Here is a 21,159-nt window from a genome sequence, read left to right as displayed (position 1 = left end):
GTGTGCGCGTCTATGACCCGCAGGCCATGGACAACGCACGCAAGGTCTTCCCAACGCTTGATTACGCTTCTTCGCTTGAAGACGCCTTACGCAACGCCGAACTTGTCATCCTCGCAACCGAATGGCAGGAGTTTAAGGAGATGGAGCCGGGGTGGGTTGCGGGGGTCGTCGATAAGCAAAAGCTCATTGACGGCCGCAACGTGCTGCCAGTAGAAGCCTGGCAGGCAGCCGGATGGGAAGTGAGCGCACTCGGCAAGTCTGCCTAGACTAGGCACGCTCTACGCACACCGGTTGGCTATCTTCCGTAACAGCGAAGTCCTAATCAAGCCCTGCAAGAACGGCACCTACCGGAGCTTATGAACTTCGGTAGGTGCCGTGAGGCATCGATTCACAAAATGTCACCCATCAAGACACACTTCGAAATTTGGTAGTCAATGCATCCGCTATTGCGATAATTGTCTCTCGCGTGAAGTGGCGCGGATCAGCGCCCATAGCTGGGTTAAAATCGGATAACTCAAGAACCTCTATTGCCGGTTCATTTCCAGCAATATCGCGCCACGCTTTATTCAGCCCAGAGTAGTCGTAGGTCACACCACTGCTATTGACCGATTGATCAACGGGAAGAATAACGGTCAAGCTCGATCCCCGGCTGACACACTCTCTTGCAAAACGCTTAACTGCGCTAGTATATTCAGCCAATCCTTCAGTACCTCGCCACTTATCCTCTGAGTAGTCAACGAATGCACCGTAAACCATGTGCGGCGTCCAAGGGCCGCGCATGTCTTGATCACGAATCCAGTCCACCAAACGAAATGCTTGAGGCCAGTTATCGATCTCTACTGGTGTATCTACTTGCAAGTAGTGCGCAATCGACCCTGATTGGCAGTTCGCCATTACTCTTATCTCCGCAGCACTCGCTCCAGACGTACCACTAGCCTCAGCAACGGCTGCCCGCGCTTCCTCAGAATTCGAATCAACAATTGTGATCCAGTCGTGATTAATTGCTGCTACGGGCAACTTATCTAGAGGTACACGCGGCCCATCAGGGGCTGCATGAAGGTACCACGCGAATTGCTCTTCAACACCCATATTCATAATGCGGCAAGAAAAGGTGAAGTGGCGAACTTCCTTAGTATTCGTCCGGACGAAAGCAAATCCAACTAGCCCATAGTTTCCGAACTTATCCCAGACAAAGAGGGAATACGTCTGATTTTTGCCGACATCAACGATAAACGGTGCCAAAGAGCCCGGTTCCACGCGCGTCTTTAAGAAATTGAGTTGGTTTGTGCGGTTAATCAGTTCCTCGATCCTGCCTGCATACGGAGCGTTCTCCTGAGTACGCACAACCGTCATCTTAATTCCGGAGGAGCGAAGAAAGTCCTCATTCGATCCTTCTAATTCTGCACGAGCAGACCTTTTATCCTCCATCATCCGATATTTTGAGACGCGGGATTTACCGCCAGCTGTTTCAGCAAGCGTAGTGAGCAAAAACCTATCCAGTTCAAGAGAATTTGCATCGATTGTTTGTATTCCTTCGACAACCGATTCGACCTCATGAAGGTTGTGGGGGTTATCGTCTACAAAAACGACGTCTGGCGCCCGAAGATTCATATCAGTAAGAATCCTCTGCACAGACTGACCTTTTGCAACAAAGTTGATCTCTGGAAAGACAAACTCTTGAAAAATCCCCAGTTCAGTTAACTTGGCCTTTGCATTTTCGAAGTCATTCTTTGAACAGATGGAGTTGACGACACCCTGGCTGTTAAGCAGCCGTATTGCATGAATACGTTCATCGAAAAGAGATACATCGTCCCCTTCAGCTAATGTGCCATGCCACAACGTATCGTCTAAATCCCAAATTATTAGTTTAACCATCGTTCTCCAAAGTCCTTCTCTCGCGGCAGCGGAGTGGTCACAACCCCGAACGCCGTCATGTCACGTGAACTCAACAATCAATACATTAGCACCATGGAAAAGCGTCGCCTGTTGTCGAAAGGGAGCCATCAAACAACCAACAGGCACCATGGCCTAGATTCTGCCCCAAACACGACTCCTCCGGTGACGGCGCTTATTAGGAATTCTGAGCCGCAAAGCTGATTAAAGGTTTTCGGTAGGTACCTCTAACTTCCTCCAAGTATGCAAATGCAGGGTCTTTATTCTCCTTGCCCATTAGACGGGCCCATTCGTGATATTTCGGGCAGACTTCCTCTGTGGGACCATCAGCTATCACTTCTCCTTGGTGAATCCAGATGCTTCGCTCACACAGATCTTCAATCGTGCCAATACCGTGAGACACGAGAAATAGATTGCCAGCCTTTTCTATGACGCGGTTGATTCGCTCTTTTGCTTTCGAGCCAAAGGCGGCATCGCCGGTGGAAAGCGCTTCGTCTACAAGTAGAATATCCGGCTCAACCGCCGTCGAAATTGCGAACTTCAACCTCGCGCCCATTCCCGATGAATATGTGGACATCGGCCTATCAATGGCCTCGCCAAGCTCAGTCCAATCCGCGATTAGCTGGATTTGTTCTTTTGCCTCATTGGCCGACATTCCTAATGCAAGACAACCAAGGTAAACGTTCTGCGCACCGGTCAAATCTCCATGCAACGCTGGGGAAACTCCCAAAAGCATCGGTTTCTTCCGCACCATGACGCGACCTGTCGTAGGTTCCTCTGCCCCACCGATGAGCCGTAACAGGGTAGATTTTCCGGATCCATTAAGGCCTATGATCCCAATCGTTTCACTAGGTTCAGCCACCAGTGACACGCCTCTCAATGCCTCGACGGTCTGCCGCGTTCTCTTAAAACGCACCAGCGAGGCATCCTCAGACCGACCACGACCAATTACATACGTTTTCGTTGCGTTAGAAACTACAACTGAGGGCTCTACAATTCGGTTTGTTGCTTCTTTGTCAGTTTCAGGTGAGTCTGACATATCGTGCCTCCGCTTGCCAGAAATAGATCATGCCCACACAGAGCGTGCCGAAAGACCACGCGAGTAGGGTTATCCAGGTCCCAATAGACGGTGGCGCATCGTACAGCACCGACCCGCGGATCGCCGTTAGGAAGATATACGCAGGATTTGCAGTCATCGCGTCATACATGACGGGGTGGTCCACAAACCGCTCAATGGAAAACATTACGCCCGAAAGAAAAAACCAAGCCTTCGAGAAAAAATCAATCAGCGCTCGCGTGTCTGGAAGGACTGCGGTAAGCCGAGCAGTAATGAGGGTCAAACCGCATCCAAAGATATGAATCAAGAAAAACAACGGGATGACTAAGAGGGCCGACCAACTCAAAGGAGAGAAATTTTGCACCGCTAACGCCATAATCACCGCAATTACCGCCGGCAAAATGTTATCCAACAAGCTGCGAAGCGTTTGTGAGATAGCCAAGGAAGCCCGCGGGAACGTAAACGTCTGAATCATTCCACGCGAATTTCGAATCAGCATAATGCCTTGAGACAGCTGACCAGTGATCATTCTCATAAAGATAACCCCGAGGATAAGAAACCCGATGAAGTTATCAATACCCCGCGAGGTTTTAAGTATTAGCCCGAAAAGGAACGCGTAAAATGCCACATCCAGCAAGGGCTGCAGCACGAGCCACGTGCGCCACAGGCGGTAATCCTTCGTAGTGCGTAAAGCTTTGAACCTGGCATCAGCCCAAATAAACGCTCGTCGAGCCCAAAGCTGCCGACAATATTCAATGAATCCCGGGCGCGATTGAAGCGAATGCAAGTTTCGCGTATCTACAACAACCGACGGAGCTGCTCCAGGGTGATCTGATCCGCCGGAGTCAATCGGCTGCGAATCGCTGGTGGTGTCCATACTTTCTCCCATCGACCGCAAATAGTGCGGTGACCTAGTTTACCCGTGTTTACCCGCGAGACTTCACCATTTGAACTAGCTGCTGCGCGGCGTCTCTCGAATTCCCTAGCTCCGAAACGAAATCCACTGATGTTTCAGCCAACGTAGAACCTGGTTCCACCATTGCCCAGATCGGAGTTCCAGCACCCAAATAGTCCGAGAGTTTCGATGGCAGAAATGGGTTCACCGGGTATCCAGTCCCCCTAGTCGCAGCATCAACGACAACAAGGATGTCAAATTGCTTACAGGCTGCAAGAAATTCCAGATAGTTCAGCGCGTTGTGTACAACGGCATTTCCGGTTTCCACTAGTTGTTGAAGCACTGGGTCGTTTGCCTCGGCCGCGAAAACATGCAGCACGATCTTTGAATACATATCCTGCGGCAATGCGTTGACAGCCTCAGCAAAGTCACTTAGGCCTCGGTTCGCGTAAAAGTTTCCAAAATAGGCAAGGTTGAGCTTTTCTAACGCCAAGCCTAGGTCCCGTACTTTCGCAATATATGCCTCCTGTGGGGGCAGTGGCTGCGGTTGAATCGTCGCTTTCGCTCGAACTGCTTCAGCAAATTCCGCACTATATGGACCAAGAATTACTTCGAGCTGGTTGCGATTCGTAAAAATAACCTCGTCCGCTAAACAGAGAGTTACAAGTTCAGTAAGAGCGAAATGGTCATCCACGGAGTTCCTAAGTTCGGCCCCCCACCCAGCAGCTTCTATGCTTTTACGCAACCGTCGAGCAATACGCCCACTAGCAGGACCCCCTAACCGCGGCTCCCCCCTAACACCCCAGCGCATAGGGTCTGAAAACTCCGCTTCCCAGGTCACATGAGGTTTCTTGATCTTATAAAGAGCACCAGCAACGTGCGAGCCAGACCATAGTGCTCGCGAATATACGGTTGCGTAGTCTCCTTGAGCGGCACGCTTGGCAGCTTTCCTTCCAAACGCCGCAATAGCCGGCCACGATGAAAACGACGGGTAGCCGCTTACCACGTAGTGGTTTTGTATCCAAGGGTCAACCAGCAAGCTCGTTGAAGGATCCACTGCACGTACCGCCGACATATCCCCGCTGATGACATCTACGACCTCTTCTCGTTGGGCTATTCGCTTCGCCACGACATTTGCGGCCGGATCAGCGAACGGAGGAAAACAATATGAAAACACAAGCCTCCTAGCCTTTTGGGAGTGGGCACGTTTCCAATCCAGATCAGCAGCCCCCACCGAAAGTCCATGCTTTGCTGCGGCGCTTACATCCCCTTCGTGATCTCGAAGCCAGTCTGTAACAAACTGAAACTGAGACGATTCGAGCGATTTACGTGCTGCCAATGCATCCTCAGGAACAGGGATATCTTGCAAGGAGGCAATCACATCTAACCGTTGTGCAACGTTGAAATCGAAACCACGCGCTGGCCGCGAAACAGAATCTGCGCGGATTGTACGCACATATGCCGCCGCGTCCTCATTTTTCGGAATCTCAAGCGTCAACCCTGGATAGCGTAGAAGGTTTGCAAAAAAGGCGACGTCCTCACCGGATGTGAGTGCTTCCTTATAGCGCCAGCATTTCATAACCCCCGCAGGTACGAGCTTGCATGCATTAAACCCTAGGACCCAAGCGGTGCTTGCAAGAGGTACGTTTGTTCCTTCAAGAAGCCGCCGGCGCACATTAAGTGCGTTTGCTTCGTCCAGTTCCCCATCTGTTTCATCTTTGATTTCAAGCAGCACAACGGAGTTGTCCGAGGAATGTCGAAGTCCCACCTCCAGGTAGTGAGGCTCAATCCAATCATCATCATCAACAAACGTGATGAATCTGCCACGCGAAGCCGCAAGCCCTAGATTTCGTGCCAGCCCAGCGCCAGTATCAGGCGTAGACAGAACACGTGTGATTACTGTTGAGTCTTCTTGCCATTCTTCCAACAGACGGACGGTACCGTCATCTAATCCATTGCAAACGAACAGCACTTCCCATTCGTTACGGTCCAAGGTCTGAGCATCCAGTGATTCCAGTAGGCGCGGGAGACGCTCCACTCCTCTGTACGAAGCCACAATGACCGAAATGGATGGAAAACTACTGTTCACCGCAATGCTCCAAGAATCTTGTACAAGGTGTGGACTAGTCGCGTTGGCAAATACGGTTTGACCGGTTTTAACGCACTAGCCGTAATCCGAATCAGCTCAGCGCGAACTGAGGGTTTTGCCTTGCTTTTCTGCGGCGAAACTTCCACCTCGAAAGATTCTGTGCTTCGACGCAGGCTCCCAGTTTGGATTCCGGTGATGAAATCCTCTGCCAAACGGTCGCTCGACGCACTGGGGCCCAATAGGGCTCTTAGCCATGTTTCGTCCAGAGATGTGCCGCATAATGCAAATTCATCAAATTTGGATAGGCACTCAGCAAAGTCTTGAAGCCCAGCAGCGTTAACCCATAGCTGGATCTCTGAAGCTTCATTCCAGAAAGTGCGTGTTTGGAACTCCTCGAGAATCTCAACGGTTGGATTCACAACTACCAAGGGTAAGCCTGCAGGAATAGCCTCTGGAATACTCCGATAGAAACTAGAACCAGATTCAAAAGCAGACAGATCAACTTTGAACTCTTCTACTTGTGCTATGACAACCGCAGGCCGCCGATGAAGCGCCCATGCTTCCAAAGAACGGATTCTCACGGGTTCTTCTTACACCTCCCCAGAAGCGAAAGTAACGCCTCTGGTGCGCTATACTCTCGTTCTTTTTCAACCCACCGTCTCCCCCTATCACCCACAATAAGACGAGAACGATTCTTTGCTAGGTTCACCCATAGTTCAGCTAAAGCCCGCGGATCGTTGGGAGCCACGACATCCCCTGCTCCTAAAGAGTTAATCAACTCAGCCGTCTCACCACGAACTACACCGCTGATATGAATCCGGTTTGTCATCAACTCATAGGTTTTAGATGGCACTGCAGTCTTTAGCGAATCCCATTCAGTCAAATGAACCAACGCAGTATCTGCCCACTCGTAGTGAACGTATAAGTCGTCGGGATCACGTTGGTGCTCTAACTGAAAATTAATCTGAAGTTCTTCCGCCCGCATAGATAGCGCATCCCAGGTAGCTCCATCTCCTACGAATCGGAGGGCTACGTCCACTCCGCTCTCTTGGGCGATTTTTGCAGCGATCAAAGCATTATCTAGCTTCTGTGCTCTCCCGAGAGTGCCCGCATAAAGAACTCTCAATTGACGACGGTTCTTCGCCTCTTGCCTCCGCAGCACAGGAGGAGGACTCGGGAAGACATTTCGGACGGTGGCTATATGTGCCTCATACTCTTGAGAAAGGAGCCCTTGCAGTTCAGTCGAGGTTGTTATGATCCCAGAGGCTTTGCCTAGTACTCGTTCCAGCATTTTTTCGGTAACCAGTACAAGAACCTGTAAGGGGCCACATGTCAAGAACTTCTCCCGGACTGATGGTGCCCCCGTTCCCGTATTCCAGTTTCTACTTTCTCGGAATAACGCCGGCCAAGCATCCCTCAGGTCAATAACATAAGGGCAGCGAAATCTTTTCGCTGCAAAGTACGTGACTGCTGCGGTTGGTAAAGCAGGCACGGTGCCAATGACAACATCAGGTGGGTAGTCCCGCAATGGACCGTTTGGGCGTATAACTGCGAGAAGCATGCTCACCGCGATCCACGCTTGATTGAAAATCCTCTGGGTGAGTGATTTCCCAGCTGGGAAATATCCGGTGCGAAGAATCATTTCGCCTTTTTCTCCGCTTTTCAAAGAATGCGCCGGCGCGAAACCTTTGGATTTCGCCCACTGTCTAATGGACACCGAGCGTTTGTAGTGAGGTGGCGGCACGACAGCTACCACCTCGTGTCCTGCGCTTCGCAGGATCTCAGTAAGCCATAGCCATCGCCGTTGGGGGACCCCGTTTTCGGGGTACCAATACTGGGAAAGCACTAGAATTTTCAATCCCAGCCTCCCTTTGTCTTACTTGTTTATGGTTCGAAGACAGTCACAGCGTGGGGCCAGCGGGGCTCGAACCCGCGACCGACGGATTATGAGTCCGCAGCTCTAACCGACTGAGCTATAGCCCCTAGATCTACCTGAGTTTAGCAGTGACGAACTTTACAGCATTATTGGTTCGATCTTCCCCGAAAACGCGGTGAAGAAACGGCTTGAGTTGCCGCCAAACCCTAGAACCAAGGTCCGCTACGAGAATTTTTACTCGCTCTTCCCAGGGCAACGGAGAGTGTACTGGATCACCTAAGGCAGAAAAATGAACTTGATCTGCTTCTTGATCCACGACGCATGTACTTATACGAATCTCGTGAGCTTCTGGGACGAGTGGGACAATCCGAACCTCCCGCACCTTCACCCCACCGCCAAGATAAGCACTGACACTTGCAGTAAAGGAACCCGGTTTGATGTCGAAGTAAGCGAACTGACCAATGCGAGGATTTTCGGAAGTCGCAAGCCCATTCACCTTAGCTCGCGGAGAAAGAGTTTTTCCTGAATCACTTTCCAGTGTGAATGACAATGCTATTGGGTTCTTGCGAATCGACTTCGGCGCTTCACCGGAGATAGTTACGGTAATGCCGCTAGTACCCCCAGCCACTGCAATCCGTATTCCGTTGTCTACTTGGCCGTTCCAGTGCTTCGTTACCGTCCCTTCGTCATTGAGGACTGCCGATGCAATAACAGGGAAATTTTCCCTCACCACATCAACGCTCGAAAGCGCTGGAAACTTGTCCATGCTCGACACGAGCTGTGTTAGGACCAGTGCGGATTGATGGCGGAGCAGATTATCTTGGCCCGAGTGATTAGTTCTTAGGTACGCAATCTTGCTCGCGTCCATAATCACAGGCGCAAGCCGATCTGCCTTGTCGTGTGCACCGGCACGAGGAGCGTGTATTTTCCCTGTCTTGTCAAGCTCCGATACGTAGAGCATACCCATTGAGTTCATTGGCACATGAGCTTCACGGAAATTGTAGTAATGGCCACCGGAATAGATTGCCTCGATGCCACGAGGCAGGCTCACAACCATCCCCACGTACTCGGGCTTGATGAATCGCTCCATCACGTCGAAATAGTGCTTCGAAAGCAGATCATCATCATCAAGCCGATACCGGCCGAACACCCCGACTCCAACCTTTTCCTTAATGATGCTTTCAGAACGCCCCCAATCAGGAACACCATCGGGCAGCTCCTGAAGAACGATGAACGGGTACTGTTCCGCGGTCCGCATCAGTGAATTTACATACTTTTCCGGCAGCGACTCAGAGTACGAAACAATATGACAAACTTCATGCGACCCAGCTGCGGAAGCTAGCGCCGGAACTGCTAACTGCGTAAAAACCTTATCCCGAAAATCCAGACGGTCCGGCGCATACAGATAGTCCCGATACTCCGACTCTCCGTTTCCAGCCGCAGAGCTGGCACGCCACGCCCCCGAATTGGGAATAAAGAGACTAAATCGGGTCTGCCCTATAAAAACTGGCTTCATTGCTCAACTCTCAGAATGTTCCATCACCGCACGCGGCCGCTGATGATATTACGGCAGTTAATAACGCATTAGCTACCATAAACCAACCTCAACGTTGGAAGGGAACCAATGCACATTAAACGAAATTTCGCCCGTTATTCACACCTCTCCGGGGAAGATGTCTTTTTGTACCGGAATTTGGGTGAATTCCTGGATCAAGTTCCAGACACCGGAATTTCATCGATCCTTTATGGTCAAGGGACCTTAGATCTGCAGCTCATCGACCGGAAATCAGAAAACCTTGTCGTAGTTTTCCATGCAGCTGCAGATCCTGCCAAAACCACGCTTCCCATATTTGTTGGCCACGGGATCACTAAAAATCTCGATGCTTCAGTACTTTTCGTTTCAGACCCTTCCCTCGATTTTGGCATTCCGATTGGGTGGTTTGCAGGTGACAATAATCGACATCTCCAAGATGACCTCACTGAAGTTATCCGCCACATTGCGAATGGTCTAGGAGCCGACAACATCATCTTCCAAGGATCCTCAGCAGGTGGATTTGCGGCACTCTTTTATTCCCATGCGTTTCCAGATTCCCTTGCCATCCCTGTCAACCCTCAGACAGATATCTCGAAGTACCACCCAGACAAGGTGCTCAAATACATCAACACTTGCTGGGGCGGAGTACATCCAACTCCTTCTCAGGCGCACACGAATATGCTAGAGACCTACTCAAGCTCTTTTCCCAACTATGCACTTTTTCTGCAGAACAGGAAAGACCACTTCCACCTAGATAATCATTACCGCCCTTGGGCAGAGCTCTTCAGTGAAAGTTATGGCGAACGCTGGTGCACTCTCCAAGGCGACTGGGGAGAAGGACATGCAGCCCCGCCTGCCCACCTTCAAGAGGTTGTTCTACAGTTTTGTCTTTCATTTTCTGGCCGGTGGGACGAACTGATGAGAGAAGACGACTTCAACGATGGCATAGCGTTTTCCTAGTTTTCCTAGCCTCGATCGCTTTAACCAAGGTTAGGTTCAAACTCCGGAACACGCTGCCCCACATCTACCAGCTCAGCAATCGCCGCGAGTGCGCGCCATGCAGCTTTGCCATCCCCATAGGGGTTGACTGCATTTGCCATTGCGGCGTAAGCAGCGTCATGGTCAAGGAGATTCTTCGCCTCTGCAACAATACGAGCACGGTTTGTTCCGACCAGTTTGACAGTGCCAGCTACAACAGCTTCTGGGCGCTCAGTGTTTTCCCGCATAACCAGAACTGGTTTGCCTAGTGAAGGAGCCTCCTCCTGCACACCACCTGAATCGGTGAGCACGAGATACGCGCGACTCATCAATGCGGTGAACTGGTCGTACGGGAGCGGATTGGTAATGATCACGTTGGGAAGGTCCTCAACCTCGGGCAGCACCGAATCCCGGACCTTTGGATTGAGGTGCAATGGTAGCGCGAAAATGTGATCAGGATACGCCTTTGCAAGGTCTTGTACTGCCCCGCCGATTTCCTTCATGGCGTCCAAATTCTCACGGCGGTGCGTGGTTACTAGGACAAGTCTTTCCTCGGTGTTCCGGATAGTTTCAAGGCGCTGATCTTCGAATTGCACGTCCCACTGTGAAGCTGCAATCAACGCATCAATCACAGTGTTGCCTGTGACCACGATGTCCTTCGAACGGAAGTTCTCCCGGCGAAGGTTCTCGCGTGATTCGTTCGTGGGAGCAAGGTGAAGGCTAGCCATCTGCCCAATAATCTTGCGATTGGCTTCCTCTGGAAAAGGCGAGAAGATATTTCCGGTGCGCAGCCCAGCTTCAAGGTGGACGATCTTTACGCCGCGGTGGAATCCCGCGAGTGCTGCAGCCATGGCCGTCGATGTGTCCCCTTGGGAAATAATGACGTCAGGCTGTTCAGCATCAATGATCTTGTCAAGGCCAGCAATAGCGCGAGAGACCAACTCGTTGAGGGACTGGCCCGGTTTCATCAGCGCCATGTCATGGTCCGGCACAATTCCAAAACGCTTATTCACCTGTTCCAGCATCTCGCGGTGTTGGCCGGTGGAAACCACCACAGAATCAAAACGCTCATCGTCCTGCAACGCCCTGACCACTGGAGCAACTTTGATTGCCTCAGGGCGAGTGCCATAAACGGTCATGATCTTTGGTTTAGCGGACGTCACTAGTTGTGCCTCTTCAGGGGTATATCCAATAAGTTATGAACAGTTTATAGAACACTGTAGGCCACCTAGACCGGTGTTCGCAGCCAAAATAGACCGGTAGGGTGTTGTGCATGTACCAATACATCGTCGGAGCTGCAGCTGGTTACGTTTTGGGGACGAAAGCGGGGCGAAAGCGCTACCACCAGATCGTCAACGCAACCCAGGCGGTGATGAACTCACCCATTACCAAGTCCGTCACGGACTCTGCCCGCCGGGCCATTGCAAACAAGATTGATCCGGAGCCGCGAATGAAGGAAGTCCGAGGCCGCAAACGCGGTGAGGACCAGATCCTCGAGCCAGACCAAGAGTAGAGCGGCGGCTACTTCTCAAGCAGTCCGGCAACGATGCCGTCGAGAATATCCTTCTCGCTGACGATGAAGCTTGAGGCACCCGCTACGTCTTTGAAGGCGTCCATCAGTTCCTCAACAACCGTGGAGCCCGAGCCAATGACATCCGCGCGCCCCGGATGCATGACGGGGTCTTCGAGGCGCTGGGCCGCAGTTTTTAGGCGCAAGCTTGTAGTCACCTCGCGCATGCGGTCAAATGGGATCTCTGACATGTGGATCCGCTCAGGATCATAGGTGGCCAAGTGCTGTGCGAGAGCGGAAAGCGTGGTGAACGTACCAGCGCACCCCACGAACGTCCGAGCTCGATCAAAGGGTACTTCGGCTGCTGCTTCAGCAATGCGCTGACGAATGTAAGCACGGGCAGCTGCTGTTTCTTCTTCAGTAGGGGGATCCGTGCGCATGAAACGCTCCGTCACACGCACACACCCCATACGGGTGGAAACAGCGTGGCCATCCATGACGAACTCGGTGGAACCACCACCAAGGTCGATCACACAGAAAGGTTCACGAGCCGGATCAATATCGGCAGTCGCGCCGGCAAACGATAATGCGGCTTCCTCCTCGCCAGTGATCACCTCCGCCTGGGCGCCAGGCTGGATACGACCGAGCAGATCACGTGTCATGGTGAAAAAATCTGCGCGGTTGGAAGCATCACGCGTTGCAGAGGTGGCAACCATACGGACCCTGGTTACGCATTCTCGCTGCATGGTGTCCACATACGCCGCGAGAGCTTTTCGTGTGCGCTCAATCGCATCTGGGTGGAACTGGCCCGTTTCATCCACGCCTTGACCGAGTCGGACGATGGTGTTTTCACGATTTACTTCACCATCGACAGTGTCCTGAATAAGCAAGCGAATGGAGTTGGTGCCGCAATCTACGGCTGCAACACGGTCGGCGATAGCACTCATGCCAAGCCCTCCCCTGCTTCTTCAAGCGTGATACCGAGTTCTGCAAGCATGGGCCAATCTGCCGGAATTGCAGTGCCTCGCAGCTCCCCATGCTCTGCCGCAAGAGCAACGGCTTCCGTGCCGAAGCGGAAGTGTTCAGGGCCTTCCGCAAGCGCATAAGCGATGAGCACGTGCAGACATTTCACACGATCCGGCATACCGCCGCCAGAAAAATCAGTGCCCAAGTCATGCAAGGCATTGCGCTTGGCTAGGAAATGCTCGTGAGCCGCCCTGTAATCTGCACGCAGCGCCTCTCCGTCTTCGGTATCGGCATTGAGACGAGACTCCATCCACTTCATCACCTGCGCCACTTCCAGGCGCGACGCTTCAGCAGTCAGACGCGGGTCTGTGAGGTAGTAGAGAGTGGGAAACGGCGTGCCGTCGTCAAGCAGGGGCTCTGTTTTCACCACCGCAGGCTGGCCATCGGGGGTAAAGTAGGAAATCTCAAGCACACCACGCGGCGAACGTCCAAGCTGACCAGCAACCTGAGCGAGCTGTTCACTAGAGGGAGAAGTTAACATGCCGGTAATTATCCCATAGTCGGGCCACTGGAATCAGACACCAATGGTAGACCTAAAATAACTATTGAACTGCACGTCGAGACTTGTCCGAAGATAGACTACAGTTTCCTGAGAAATGCAAATTGCAAGATGTTGGAGAATACCCAGATGATCGATTCATTAGCTTTCGTCGGGCTAGGCTACATCGGCCTGCCTACAGCCGTTGTCTTGGCCCAAAGCGGAGTCAATGTCGTCGGTGTCGATATCTCCGCTGACCGTGTCAATCAGATCAATTCCGGCTCATCCCCCATTGTCGAGCCCGGCCTGGAGGAAGCACTACAGGCGACGTTGGCCGCGGGCCACTTCAAGGCCCAAGTAAAGATGCCGGAAACTGATGCCTACATCGTCGCAGTTCCCACCCCATTTGCCGACGATTACAAGGTAGACACGTCATACATCTTCTCTGCAGCGGACGCAATCGCCCCAAAGTTGCGAGAAGGTGCTTTGGTTGTGCTCGAATCCACGTCGCCTCCCGGCACAACCCGGAAAATGGCAGAGCGGATTCTAGAAAACCGTCCCGATTTAGCAGCAGATGGCGACCCGAACCCCGAGGGTAAACCGGTGGTTTATTTCGCGCACTGCCCGGAGCGGATCCTCCCAGGAAAGGCACTCGAGGAGCTGAAGACAAATGACCGCATCATCGGAGGGATGTCACCCCGCGCCACTGAGCTAGCTACCCAGGTGTACCGGTCATTCTGTGATGGCGAACTGCTTCCGACAGATGATGTGACTGCGGAAATGGCGAAGCTTACCGAAAATTCCTTCCGAGATGTGAATATCGCATTCGCAAACGAACTCTCAATCATTGCTGACAAGCTTGGCATTGACGTGTGGGAGCTCATCGAGCTTGCAAACCACCATCCTCGCGTGAACATCCTTCAGCCAGGACCAGGAGTGGGTGGCCACTGCATCGCCGTAGACCCGTGGTTCATTGTCTCAGCAGATCCGGAAAACTCCAGGATCATTCGAACAGCCCGTGAGGTAAACGACGGCAAGCCGAATTGGGTCCTGTCCAAGGTTGAAGAAGCGGTAGCTGCAAAACCAGATTCAGTAATCGCTGTATTGGGTCTCGCGTTCAAAGCAAACATTGATGACCTTCGAGAATCTCCTTCGCTGAAGATCGCTACCCAGATAGCTAAAAGCTTCTCATCTCATAGGGTGTTGGCTGTTGAGCCAAACATTCATGAATTACCAGCTGCCCTAACAGGCTTTCCAAACGTTGAACTTGCCGAGGTCAACGCAGCAATTAATGAGGCCGACATCGTCGTGTTACTGGTAGACCACAAAGAATTTGTTGGCCTCTGGGGGCAAGACCTTGCAGCCAAGACCATTATCGATACCAAGGGGCTTTGGCCCCGCCAGTCCTAAGCCGGACATAGGAGCGATAAGTGAAATTCGATAACAAGTTTGCCTACAGGGCAATCACGTTTATAGTCACCTGCTTTGCACTGGTCGGAGCAGTGCTAGCCGCTTTTGATGTAATTCGTGGCGCACTCATCCTTCTCGGATTGTCCCTGTCCTTAATTCCGGTTTTGGGACACCTCCGTATGAGAGAGCAGCTCTCCGCAATTCGCCGCATTCCGCAATCCCCTGGTGGATCTTTCGATTCTCAACCATTGTCTGATCAGCTTTCAAGCTTGGAACGCCGTGTGGCCTTACTTGCTGAAGCCAAGCACCCCGCCAATGGGAGCAGCGATGAGCTTATCTCTGCTCAAATCCAAGAAGCCGTAAACCAGCTTCGCCGAGAGTCCCGCATGGCTAGGATTGCAGCTGCTCAAATCACCGGAAAACTGTAAATGGATACCACCGACCTGAGTGCACAACGCTTATCGCTGCTTGCTGACATCAAACGAGCGAGTGAGCCACAGCTCCTAAAAGCCTTGGATACCATTTCCAAACTATTGGATATTGATTTAAGCCAGATTGCGCAGTCCGGAGCGCAACCAGACAACCTCAAGGCGACTTGTTCCCTCATAAATCTGCTCAAGGTTGAACAAGCGCAAAACAAGGACTGGCGCCTCAATCGGGAGCTAGAAGAAATCTCGGAAGCCGCAGTGTCTTGGCTTCCCAGCCATTTTGAGACGACCCCTGAGGACCGAAAAGCATACTCGGATTACATACAGCTCCACTGTCCTCATGGGTTTCCGTGGACAGCCGCGCAACCAAAACCAAAAGCGCTTGCGCTGTTGTACAACTTTTCCCCGTTCCAGGACACGGGTGCTACCGTCGCGTCAAAGCGTTTGAGAAATTTCTCGCAAACCTTTGACGTGATCGCTTGTTCTTTCCTGCACAAGAAAAAGCAAGATCCAACAATTGAGCGGATCGCCGAACCATACGTCGCTTCAAAATACTTTCTGCCGTTGCCTGCTTCTTGGGCATCTTGGGAGCCTTTTAAAGCTTTCGCTGTTAGAGCCGCCAAGATCGCAGATGACATGCACCAAAACACGCAATACGAGATGGTGTATTCGCGAGCTATGTGGGCGCCATCGATATACGCGGGTTTCTTGTTTAAGCAACGAAATCCCAGTGTTGACTGGGTAGCTGAATTCTCCGACCCTCTCTCACTCGATGTAGAAGGTTTACCGCGCGGCACTGAAGTACCCGTAGACGAAGTAAGCGGCACGATGGTTGACGCACTTTTGTCAAAGTATCCAGAGCTTGATGCGAGCAAGCTCACCGTTTTCTCACTGGCGGAGAACCTAGCATACGCTTTTGCAGACCGAATTATTTTTACTAATTCGAACCAAAAGCTGACCATGCTCGCACACATTCCATCCACCGCACTTCGCGAACGGGTAGACAAAATTGGAGAAGTGAGCAACCATCCCACATTGCCACGTAGCTACTACGAAATGGAAGAAGCATCCCTTCTTCCTGACCCGAATAAGTTGAATTTGGGATACTTCGGTGAGTTCTACTCTTCGAGGTCTATCCGCGAAGTAACCGCGGCGATGCGAAGTCTGCCAGCGCAAATAGCGGAGAAGGTGCATCTCCACGTCTTTACCAACTATATTCCCGCCTCTGAGGGGAATCGCCGCCCACGAAACTTTTCTAAGAAGCAATTTGACGAACTTGTCCAACGTGCTTACGAAGGGGTAGGCGCCCAAGGGGTAGAAGACCGCGTCTCATTCAATGCTTCGCTCCCCTACCTGAAGTTCTTGGCTACGACTGACAAGCTTGACTACCTAATTGTCAACGACGCAGTTTCAGGAGAGCATCACGCGGTCAACCCTTATCTGCCTTCTAAATGGAGTGACTACGCAGGTTCGCGTGCTAAATCTTGGGGATTTGTTGAGAACGGATCAATTCTGTCCCACAAACCCGTCGACATAAAAACGCCAGTAGGGGACGCATATGAGGCCCGTGAAACACTTTGGAATCTTGTCCTTCAGAAATTTCCCAATTTAGCCGAGGAGGATCGAATCTGACCATGCGTTCCCCATCTGGAAATGTCGCCACACTGCTGGAACGACTAGGGCGATCATCAACTCCCCCTGTTAAGCAGGCCCCAAACGGGATCACACTCGCAGAAGTCCTTGGCGTAAATCACTACCCCGAAGGTAGACAGCTGCTGTTCGTCGGCTCGCCCGAACTCCACAAAACACTTTGTGACAATGGATTCGCCCCTGTGTGGGCGGTGCCCGGAGCCGCCGTAGATCAAGCGCGCCCACGTCAGATTGAAGCCCTAGTAATTGACAACGCTGCTTTTGACTCGGGCCCTTGGCTGAAAGCTGATTCTGGAGCTCGCCATTACCTTGCACAGGAAGTCTTCGACGCTGGGCGCCAAATTCGTGCACGCGGCGGAATTGTTTTTTACTTGCCACGACCCGAACGTCCTTTAGGTATTGACGAGGCCTTCATCCAGTCCACCTCAACAGTTAACTTGGCACAGATCCCCGAGGAAGACCGCGAGGAGAACGCACCGCAATCGGAGCTCTGGACCCTACTCGAACGTTTTCTTGAAAATGAGTACAGGAGGACTATGTAATGGACGTGCAACCGACGATTCTTTTTTGCCCCGACCTAGGAATCCTCAAAAGCCCACTACACCTGCAATGGGTCATTGCCTCTACCCAATACATGCAGGAGTCGAATTTCGACGTCACCGTAGCGTTGAATCGCGACGTTCCTAACTTCGAACAGAAGCTGAGCGATTGTGGTGCACGTTTGCTAAACCTTACAAACGATCCTGATCTTGATTCATCGACCGATTCTGTCCCGCCCCGCTTTCATGCTCGCTCGGTGCTACGAGAAGCCGTCATCGATAGGGAGATCCAGTACGACATTGTGCTAACTCAGGGCATTGACCTGAGCCGCTATATCGCAGGCGGGAAGTCAATTCAACCTGTTCATTGGGCCCTCCTTGCCGACGATCCACTGAATCCCGGTAATCCAAAACACCTCGATTTAAGCAGTGTCCAAATCACCGCAAATGGTGCCCGCCTATTACTTTTTGCAACTCCAGATGCGAGAGCATTCGTGGAAAGTCGCGTGCCCTCCGCCACCTCAAAAACCCGTCTGCTTGAGCCCTTGCCGCTTGAAGCAGCACCAGCAGGTGCTCTTGGACCAATAACTTTTGTGTTTGATTTTGACCGTTTCGGCGCGAAGTGGATGCCCCACTCTTTTGAGACACTTGTCCGCGAAGCGAGTCCTATCCGGAAACCTCCACCAGTTCTAGTAATTGCTAACAAGGACGAGAAGAAGGATGGGTTCCACCCCCTTGAGAATTATCCAGGCACGCATTTCATTGAAGACGCTTCGCGCCTGAATACCGATTGCGCCTACGTCTACGTCGTTCCCGCATCCTGTACCGAAGACGAAGTCAATCTGCTCAAAAGTATCCTGCGCCAGGGTGATGCTGTTTTGCGGCTACAAGAACGCGCTGTATCGCTCAAGAGCTTGGCTGCGCCACAGGAGTTAGTTTCGGGTGCTCAACCAACCGCCTTCGGCCGATTGTTCGAGTCGGATCTTCCCGATTACGCCCGCACCCCGTCTTTCAATGAAACCCCTACTCGTGTGCTGCTGGTCGGTGCTGACTTTAAATTTGCGGGTGACCTCGTTGATTCACTGATGCAACGCTCAGACATCGCCCTAAGCGTCGATCTATTCGAAGCGAATGCAAAGCCACAGCCACAGAAAAGCCAACCGTTGCTTAACGCTGCAGAGGTAATCATCGCGGAATTCGCCTCTAAAAACGCTATTTGGTACTCGCAGCATGTCCGTCCCGATCAGCAACTCATTGTGCACCTGCACGGGTACGAATTGCTGCAGGATTGGATTACTGAGCTCAATATTGATAATTGCGCCGCCATCGTTTTTGCCTCTGAATTCTACCGGCAAAAGGCAATTGACATGCGGGGGTGGCCAGAAGAAAAGCTAATAGTCATCCCTAACAGCGTTAACTTTGGCGACCTTGCTCGACGCAAATCTCCAAACGCCAGGTTCAATATCGGTCTCGTGGGCATCGTACCAATCCTCAAACGCCCCGACCGAGCACTTGACCTCCTGGAGACGTTGGTAGCTATCGACGAGCGCTTCACCCTCCACATCCGAGGTCATTCCCCTTGGAACTACGCGTGGGAATGGAAGAAGTCAGCCCATCAAGATTCTTACCGAGAATTCTATCGTCGAATCGGTTCAAACCCCCTGCTGCAACAGAGGCTCGTCTTTGAGCCATTCTCCCCGGATATGGCGAACTGGCTCCAAGATATTGGCTGGTTACTTTCACCGTCCACACGTGAAACGTTCCACCTGTCTGCGATCGAAGGAGCCGCAAGCGGTGCCGTTCCTATTGCATGGCGCCGCGAAGGATCAGAAGAGATTATCGGGGAAGCGTTCAATTTCGATTCCACTGCCGAGGCGGCCAGATTCATTTCTCAAGTCTCCACCGATATCGACTTTGAACGCCTCTCGGAGTCTGCACAGAATCACGCCACTAAATACAGCACCACAGAAGTGCGGGCTCAGTGGCTGGATCTGATCTTCTCACTCAGGTCATCCGGCACAGCACAGACACCAAGCACCGCGGCAGATCGAGTACTTCAGACAGTCCGTGACGCGTGGTATGACAACGATCCTGAAACGGCTATCTCAGTGCTGGATGAGAATATCCCTCTTACCAGAGACCACCGCGGTCCTTTGAAAGACGCCGAAATGTTTTTCCGGGGGATCGCCGCCGCAGACGAGAAGAGATTCACCCAGTTCCTCCCCCCACAGCCAAGTAGCGAACCCGCCAATGGCAAGATTGCAATGATCCGCCCTTCTGGTGCCGCATTCGATGAGGCAGAACTTGCTCCGGCGATTCAGACATTCGTCGGAGTAACACCTCCAGCTTTTATTGACAACGAAGGTTACGCTCCTCTCGCTGATTCCAAGGTTTCACTAGAGTCCCCGAACGATGTCCACATCCAAGTTGATGGGTACGTCCGGGTCGACCGCTGGTTTGAAATGGTGAAGGCACAGGTAGTGCCTGTCGCCTTGTCTCACTCCGAACTGGCGGTACAGGGGCCATGGTGGCTAGCACTACCAGTCCTTCAGGCCGCCGACCAAGCTGGCATACCTAGTATCTGGTTCATTGATGACTACGAGACTTTGTCATGGATTGCGAAAGCTTCGAATGGTGAGCTACGGACTCACTTTGGCGCGCAGATCGCTTGGAATAGCTTCCAAGCAGCGACAGCCCGCGCAGTTATTGGAAACCATCCACTGCCCAAAGATTTCCATCTTGCCGAAATCGACTGCTGCGTATTGCCAAATGTCTACGGGATCCCACAGTGGGACCCAACGCGACCGAGCGCTTCTCACTACAGTAACCAACCCCTGCTGCGGACGAACTCGCCCGCAGTGCTGAATCAATCTATTGCTGATACTCGCGTCGCACTAGTGTCTGACCGCGCCACGAGCAAGGAATGGACCCAGCTTCTCAACACCGTGGACCTCTCCCCCGACTCCTTCATGCAGCTTCTCGACGCCACGTTTGACGTCGCAGTTATTCACCCTTCAGGAAACAATTCCGGTCCTTGGAAAAAGAAGCTTCAGCAAGTAAATGAGACATCCCAATGTGAGGCCACGAAGCTCCTAGACCGCGCACGACTACTCGGTGCCACGACGTGCTTCATATGGGAATCACCGACTCCTCTGCCGCGCCAATTTTGGGCAGTGGCAAGGAAAGCAGATGCTATTGCGGTAACCAATCCCAATACGCTGCAAACGTTCTTAGAAATCAACCCCTCCGCAGTACGAACACTTGCTTGGTGGAATACAGAGCTGCCACTCAAAAGCCGTCTAGAGATTGCATTGCGCGGCATTTCGCAGCCAGTTGAGATAAATCACGACAGCATTAGTACGGCTAAATCACCACAGCCTGTACACACACCAGTCTCTGAGCCACAGGAGAACCTGGCAGCTCAGGAACTCCCAGACCTCGAAAGAATCGCTGTATTCACGGATTCACCGGCGGACAGGTGGGCATCCCAAACCCTCCCAGGTGCGCTGTTTGAGATTCACCCCCTTGCGGAATTGCCATGCCGTCACAGGCTTGAACTTGAATATTTTCTTATCCGAGAATCCGCCGAGGGAATAGAGGATGATTACCTCCTCTCACTCTGGCTTGACGCAAGCGGAGACACCCCCGTGGTCTCCAGCATTGCTGATGCAGAGCAAACTCCCATAAACGATGAGGGCCTGATTCAAGACTGTCTGTACCCAATAGACAAAGAGCATCAGCACTTGATAATCAGAAATATGCAAGAGTTTTAGACTCCTGGAAGAGGATGCCGTGA

Annotated in this window: 18 protein-coding genes and 1 tRNA gene; 8 read left to right on the top strand and 11 right to left on the bottom strand. The window is 52.1% G+C overall.

The window, feature by feature from the left end:
- Window positions 1-266, top strand: a 266-nt coding sequence (locus HMPREF3101_RS12440; RefSeq protein ID WP_246816707.1) for a UDP binding domain-containing protein, incomplete at its 5' end; no start/stop codon positions are given.
- Window positions 267-405: 139 nt separating this feature from the next.
- Here the strand turns inward: HMPREF3101_RS12440 and HMPREF3101_RS08650 are convergent.
- From HMPREF3101_RS08650 to HMPREF3101_RS08615, 8 genes are all read right to left on the bottom strand, one after another.
- Entirely contained in the window at window positions 406-1,875 is a 1,470-nt protein-coding gene (locus tag HMPREF3101_RS08650) for an HAD-IIIC family phosphatase (RefSeq protein ID WP_070464438.1), read from the bottom strand.
- A gap of 196 nt (window positions 1,876-2,071) precedes the next feature.
- Window positions 2,072-2,932 (bottom strand): ABC transporter ATP-binding protein, encoded by an 861-nt coding sequence (locus HMPREF3101_RS08645; protein WP_070464436.1) that lies wholly within the window; start codon window positions 2,930-2,932, stop codon window positions 2,072-2,074.
- Entirely contained in the window at window positions 2,916-3,827 is a 912-nt protein-coding gene (locus HMPREF3101_RS08640) for an ABC transporter permease (protein WP_168160179.1), read from the bottom strand. The genes HMPREF3101_RS08645 and HMPREF3101_RS08640 overlap by 17 nt, the downstream gene beginning before the upstream one ends.
- 49 nt (window positions 3,828-3,876) lie before the next feature.
- A complete protein-coding gene (locus HMPREF3101_RS08635; RefSeq protein WP_070464434.1) occupies window positions 3,877-5,934 on the bottom strand; it encodes a glycosyltransferase in 2,058 nt (685 codons plus the stop codon).
- A complete protein-coding gene (locus HMPREF3101_RS08630; protein ID WP_070464432.1) occupies window positions 5,931-6,515 on the bottom strand; it encodes a hypothetical protein in 585 nt (194 codons plus the stop codon). The genes HMPREF3101_RS08635 and HMPREF3101_RS08630 overlap by 4 nt, the downstream gene beginning before the upstream one ends.
- Window positions 6,512-7,780 carry a glycosyltransferase family 4 protein gene (locus tag HMPREF3101_RS08625; RefSeq protein WP_371327075.1) on the bottom strand — a complete coding sequence of 423 codons (1,269 nt, stop codon included), beginning with the start codon at window positions 7,778-7,780 and terminating at the stop codon, window positions 6,512-6,514. Before HMPREF3101_RS08625 ends, HMPREF3101_RS08630 begins: the two co-directional genes overlap by 4 nt.
- 63 nt (window positions 7,781-7,843) lie before the next feature.
- Window positions 7,844-7,917 (bottom strand) — tRNA-Ile (locus tag HMPREF3101_RS08620).
- A 5-nt stretch (window positions 7,918-7,922) separates the two neighbouring features.
- Window positions 7,923-9,326: a glycosyltransferase gene (locus HMPREF3101_RS08615; RefSeq protein WP_070464428.1), complete on the bottom strand. Its 1,404-nt coding sequence runs from the start codon at window positions 9,324-9,326 to the stop codon at window positions 7,923-7,925.
- A 108-nt stretch (window positions 9,327-9,434) separates the two neighbouring features.
- On the opposite strand from HMPREF3101_RS08615, the gene HMPREF3101_RS08610 reads away from it, so the two are divergent.
- Window positions 9,435-10,304, top strand: coding sequence for a hypothetical protein (locus HMPREF3101_RS08610; RefSeq protein WP_070464426.1), 870 nt, complete (start codon window positions 9,435-9,437; stop codon window positions 10,302-10,304).
- A gap of 20 nt (window positions 10,305-10,324) precedes the next feature.
- Here HMPREF3101_RS08610 and wecB read toward each other — a convergent pair whose 3' ends face one another.
- On the bottom strand, window positions 10,325-11,461 hold the full coding sequence (gene wecB / locus HMPREF3101_RS08605; protein ID WP_070464444.1) for a non-hydrolyzing UDP-N-acetylglucosamine 2-epimerase: 1,137 nt from the start codon (window positions 11,459-11,461) through the stop codon (window positions 10,325-10,327).
- Between the two features lie 134 nt (window positions 11,462-11,595).
- Here wecB and HMPREF3101_RS08600 point away from each other — a divergent pair, with 134 nt between their 5' ends.
- Window positions 11,596-11,835 carry a hypothetical protein gene (locus HMPREF3101_RS08600; protein ID WP_070464424.1) on the top strand — a complete coding sequence of 80 codons (240 nt, stop codon included), beginning with the start codon at window positions 11,596-11,598 and terminating at the stop codon, window positions 11,833-11,835.
- Between the two features lie 8 nt (window positions 11,836-11,843).
- On the opposite strand, the gene HMPREF3101_RS08595 is transcribed toward HMPREF3101_RS08600, so the two are convergent.
- Entirely contained in the window at window positions 11,844-12,779 is a 936-nt protein-coding gene (locus tag HMPREF3101_RS08595) for a Ppx/GppA phosphatase family protein (protein WP_070464422.1), read from the bottom strand.
- Complete coding sequence (locus tag HMPREF3101_RS08590; RefSeq protein WP_070464420.1) at window positions 12,776-13,339, bottom strand: DUF501 domain-containing protein; 564 nt, start codon at window positions 13,337-13,339, stop codon at window positions 12,776-12,778. The genes HMPREF3101_RS08595 and HMPREF3101_RS08590 overlap by 4 nt, the downstream gene beginning before the upstream one ends.
- A gap of 147 nt (window positions 13,340-13,486) precedes the next feature.
- Between HMPREF3101_RS08590 and wecC the strand changes: the two genes are divergently transcribed.
- The 5 genes from wecC to HMPREF3101_RS08565 are packed head-to-tail and all read left to right on the top strand — an operon-like array spanning window position 13,487 to window position 21,136.
- Entirely contained in the window at window positions 13,487-14,746 is a 1,260-nt protein-coding gene (gene wecC / locus HMPREF3101_RS08585; RefSeq protein ID WP_141737409.1) for a UDP-N-acetyl-D-mannosamine dehydrogenase, read from the top strand.
- A 20-nt stretch (window positions 14,747-14,766) separates the two neighbouring features.
- Complete coding sequence (locus tag HMPREF3101_RS08580; RefSeq protein ID WP_070464417.1) at window positions 14,767-15,174, top strand: hypothetical protein; 408 nt, start codon at window positions 14,767-14,769, stop codon at window positions 15,172-15,174.
- Window positions 15,175-16,806, top strand: a complete 1,632-nt coding sequence (locus tag HMPREF3101_RS08575) for a hypothetical protein (protein ID WP_070464415.1) — start codon at window positions 15,175-15,177, stop codon at window positions 16,804-16,806.
- A gap of 2 nt (window positions 16,807-16,808) precedes the next feature.
- Window positions 16,809-17,366: a hypothetical protein gene (locus HMPREF3101_RS11930; RefSeq protein WP_141737408.1), complete on the top strand. Its 558-nt coding sequence runs from the start codon at window positions 16,809-16,811 to the stop codon at window positions 17,364-17,366.
- Window positions 17,366-21,136 carry a glycosyltransferase family 4 protein gene (locus HMPREF3101_RS08565; RefSeq protein ID WP_070464410.1) on the top strand — a complete coding sequence of 1,257 codons (3,771 nt, stop codon included), beginning with the start codon at window positions 17,366-17,368 and terminating at the stop codon, window positions 21,134-21,136. The genes HMPREF3101_RS11930 and HMPREF3101_RS08565 overlap by 1 nt, the downstream gene beginning before the upstream one ends.
- The last annotated feature ends 23 nt before the right edge of the window (window positions 21,137-21,159 follow it).

The sequence above is a fragment of the Corynebacterium sp. HMSC29G08 genome (assembly GCF_001806875.1).
GTDB lineage: Bacteria > Actinomycetota > Actinomycetes > Mycobacteriales > Mycobacteriaceae > Corynebacterium.
The sequence above is the reverse complement of the archived record's forward strand: the minus strand, read 5'-3'. Positions and strand labels throughout refer to the sequence as shown.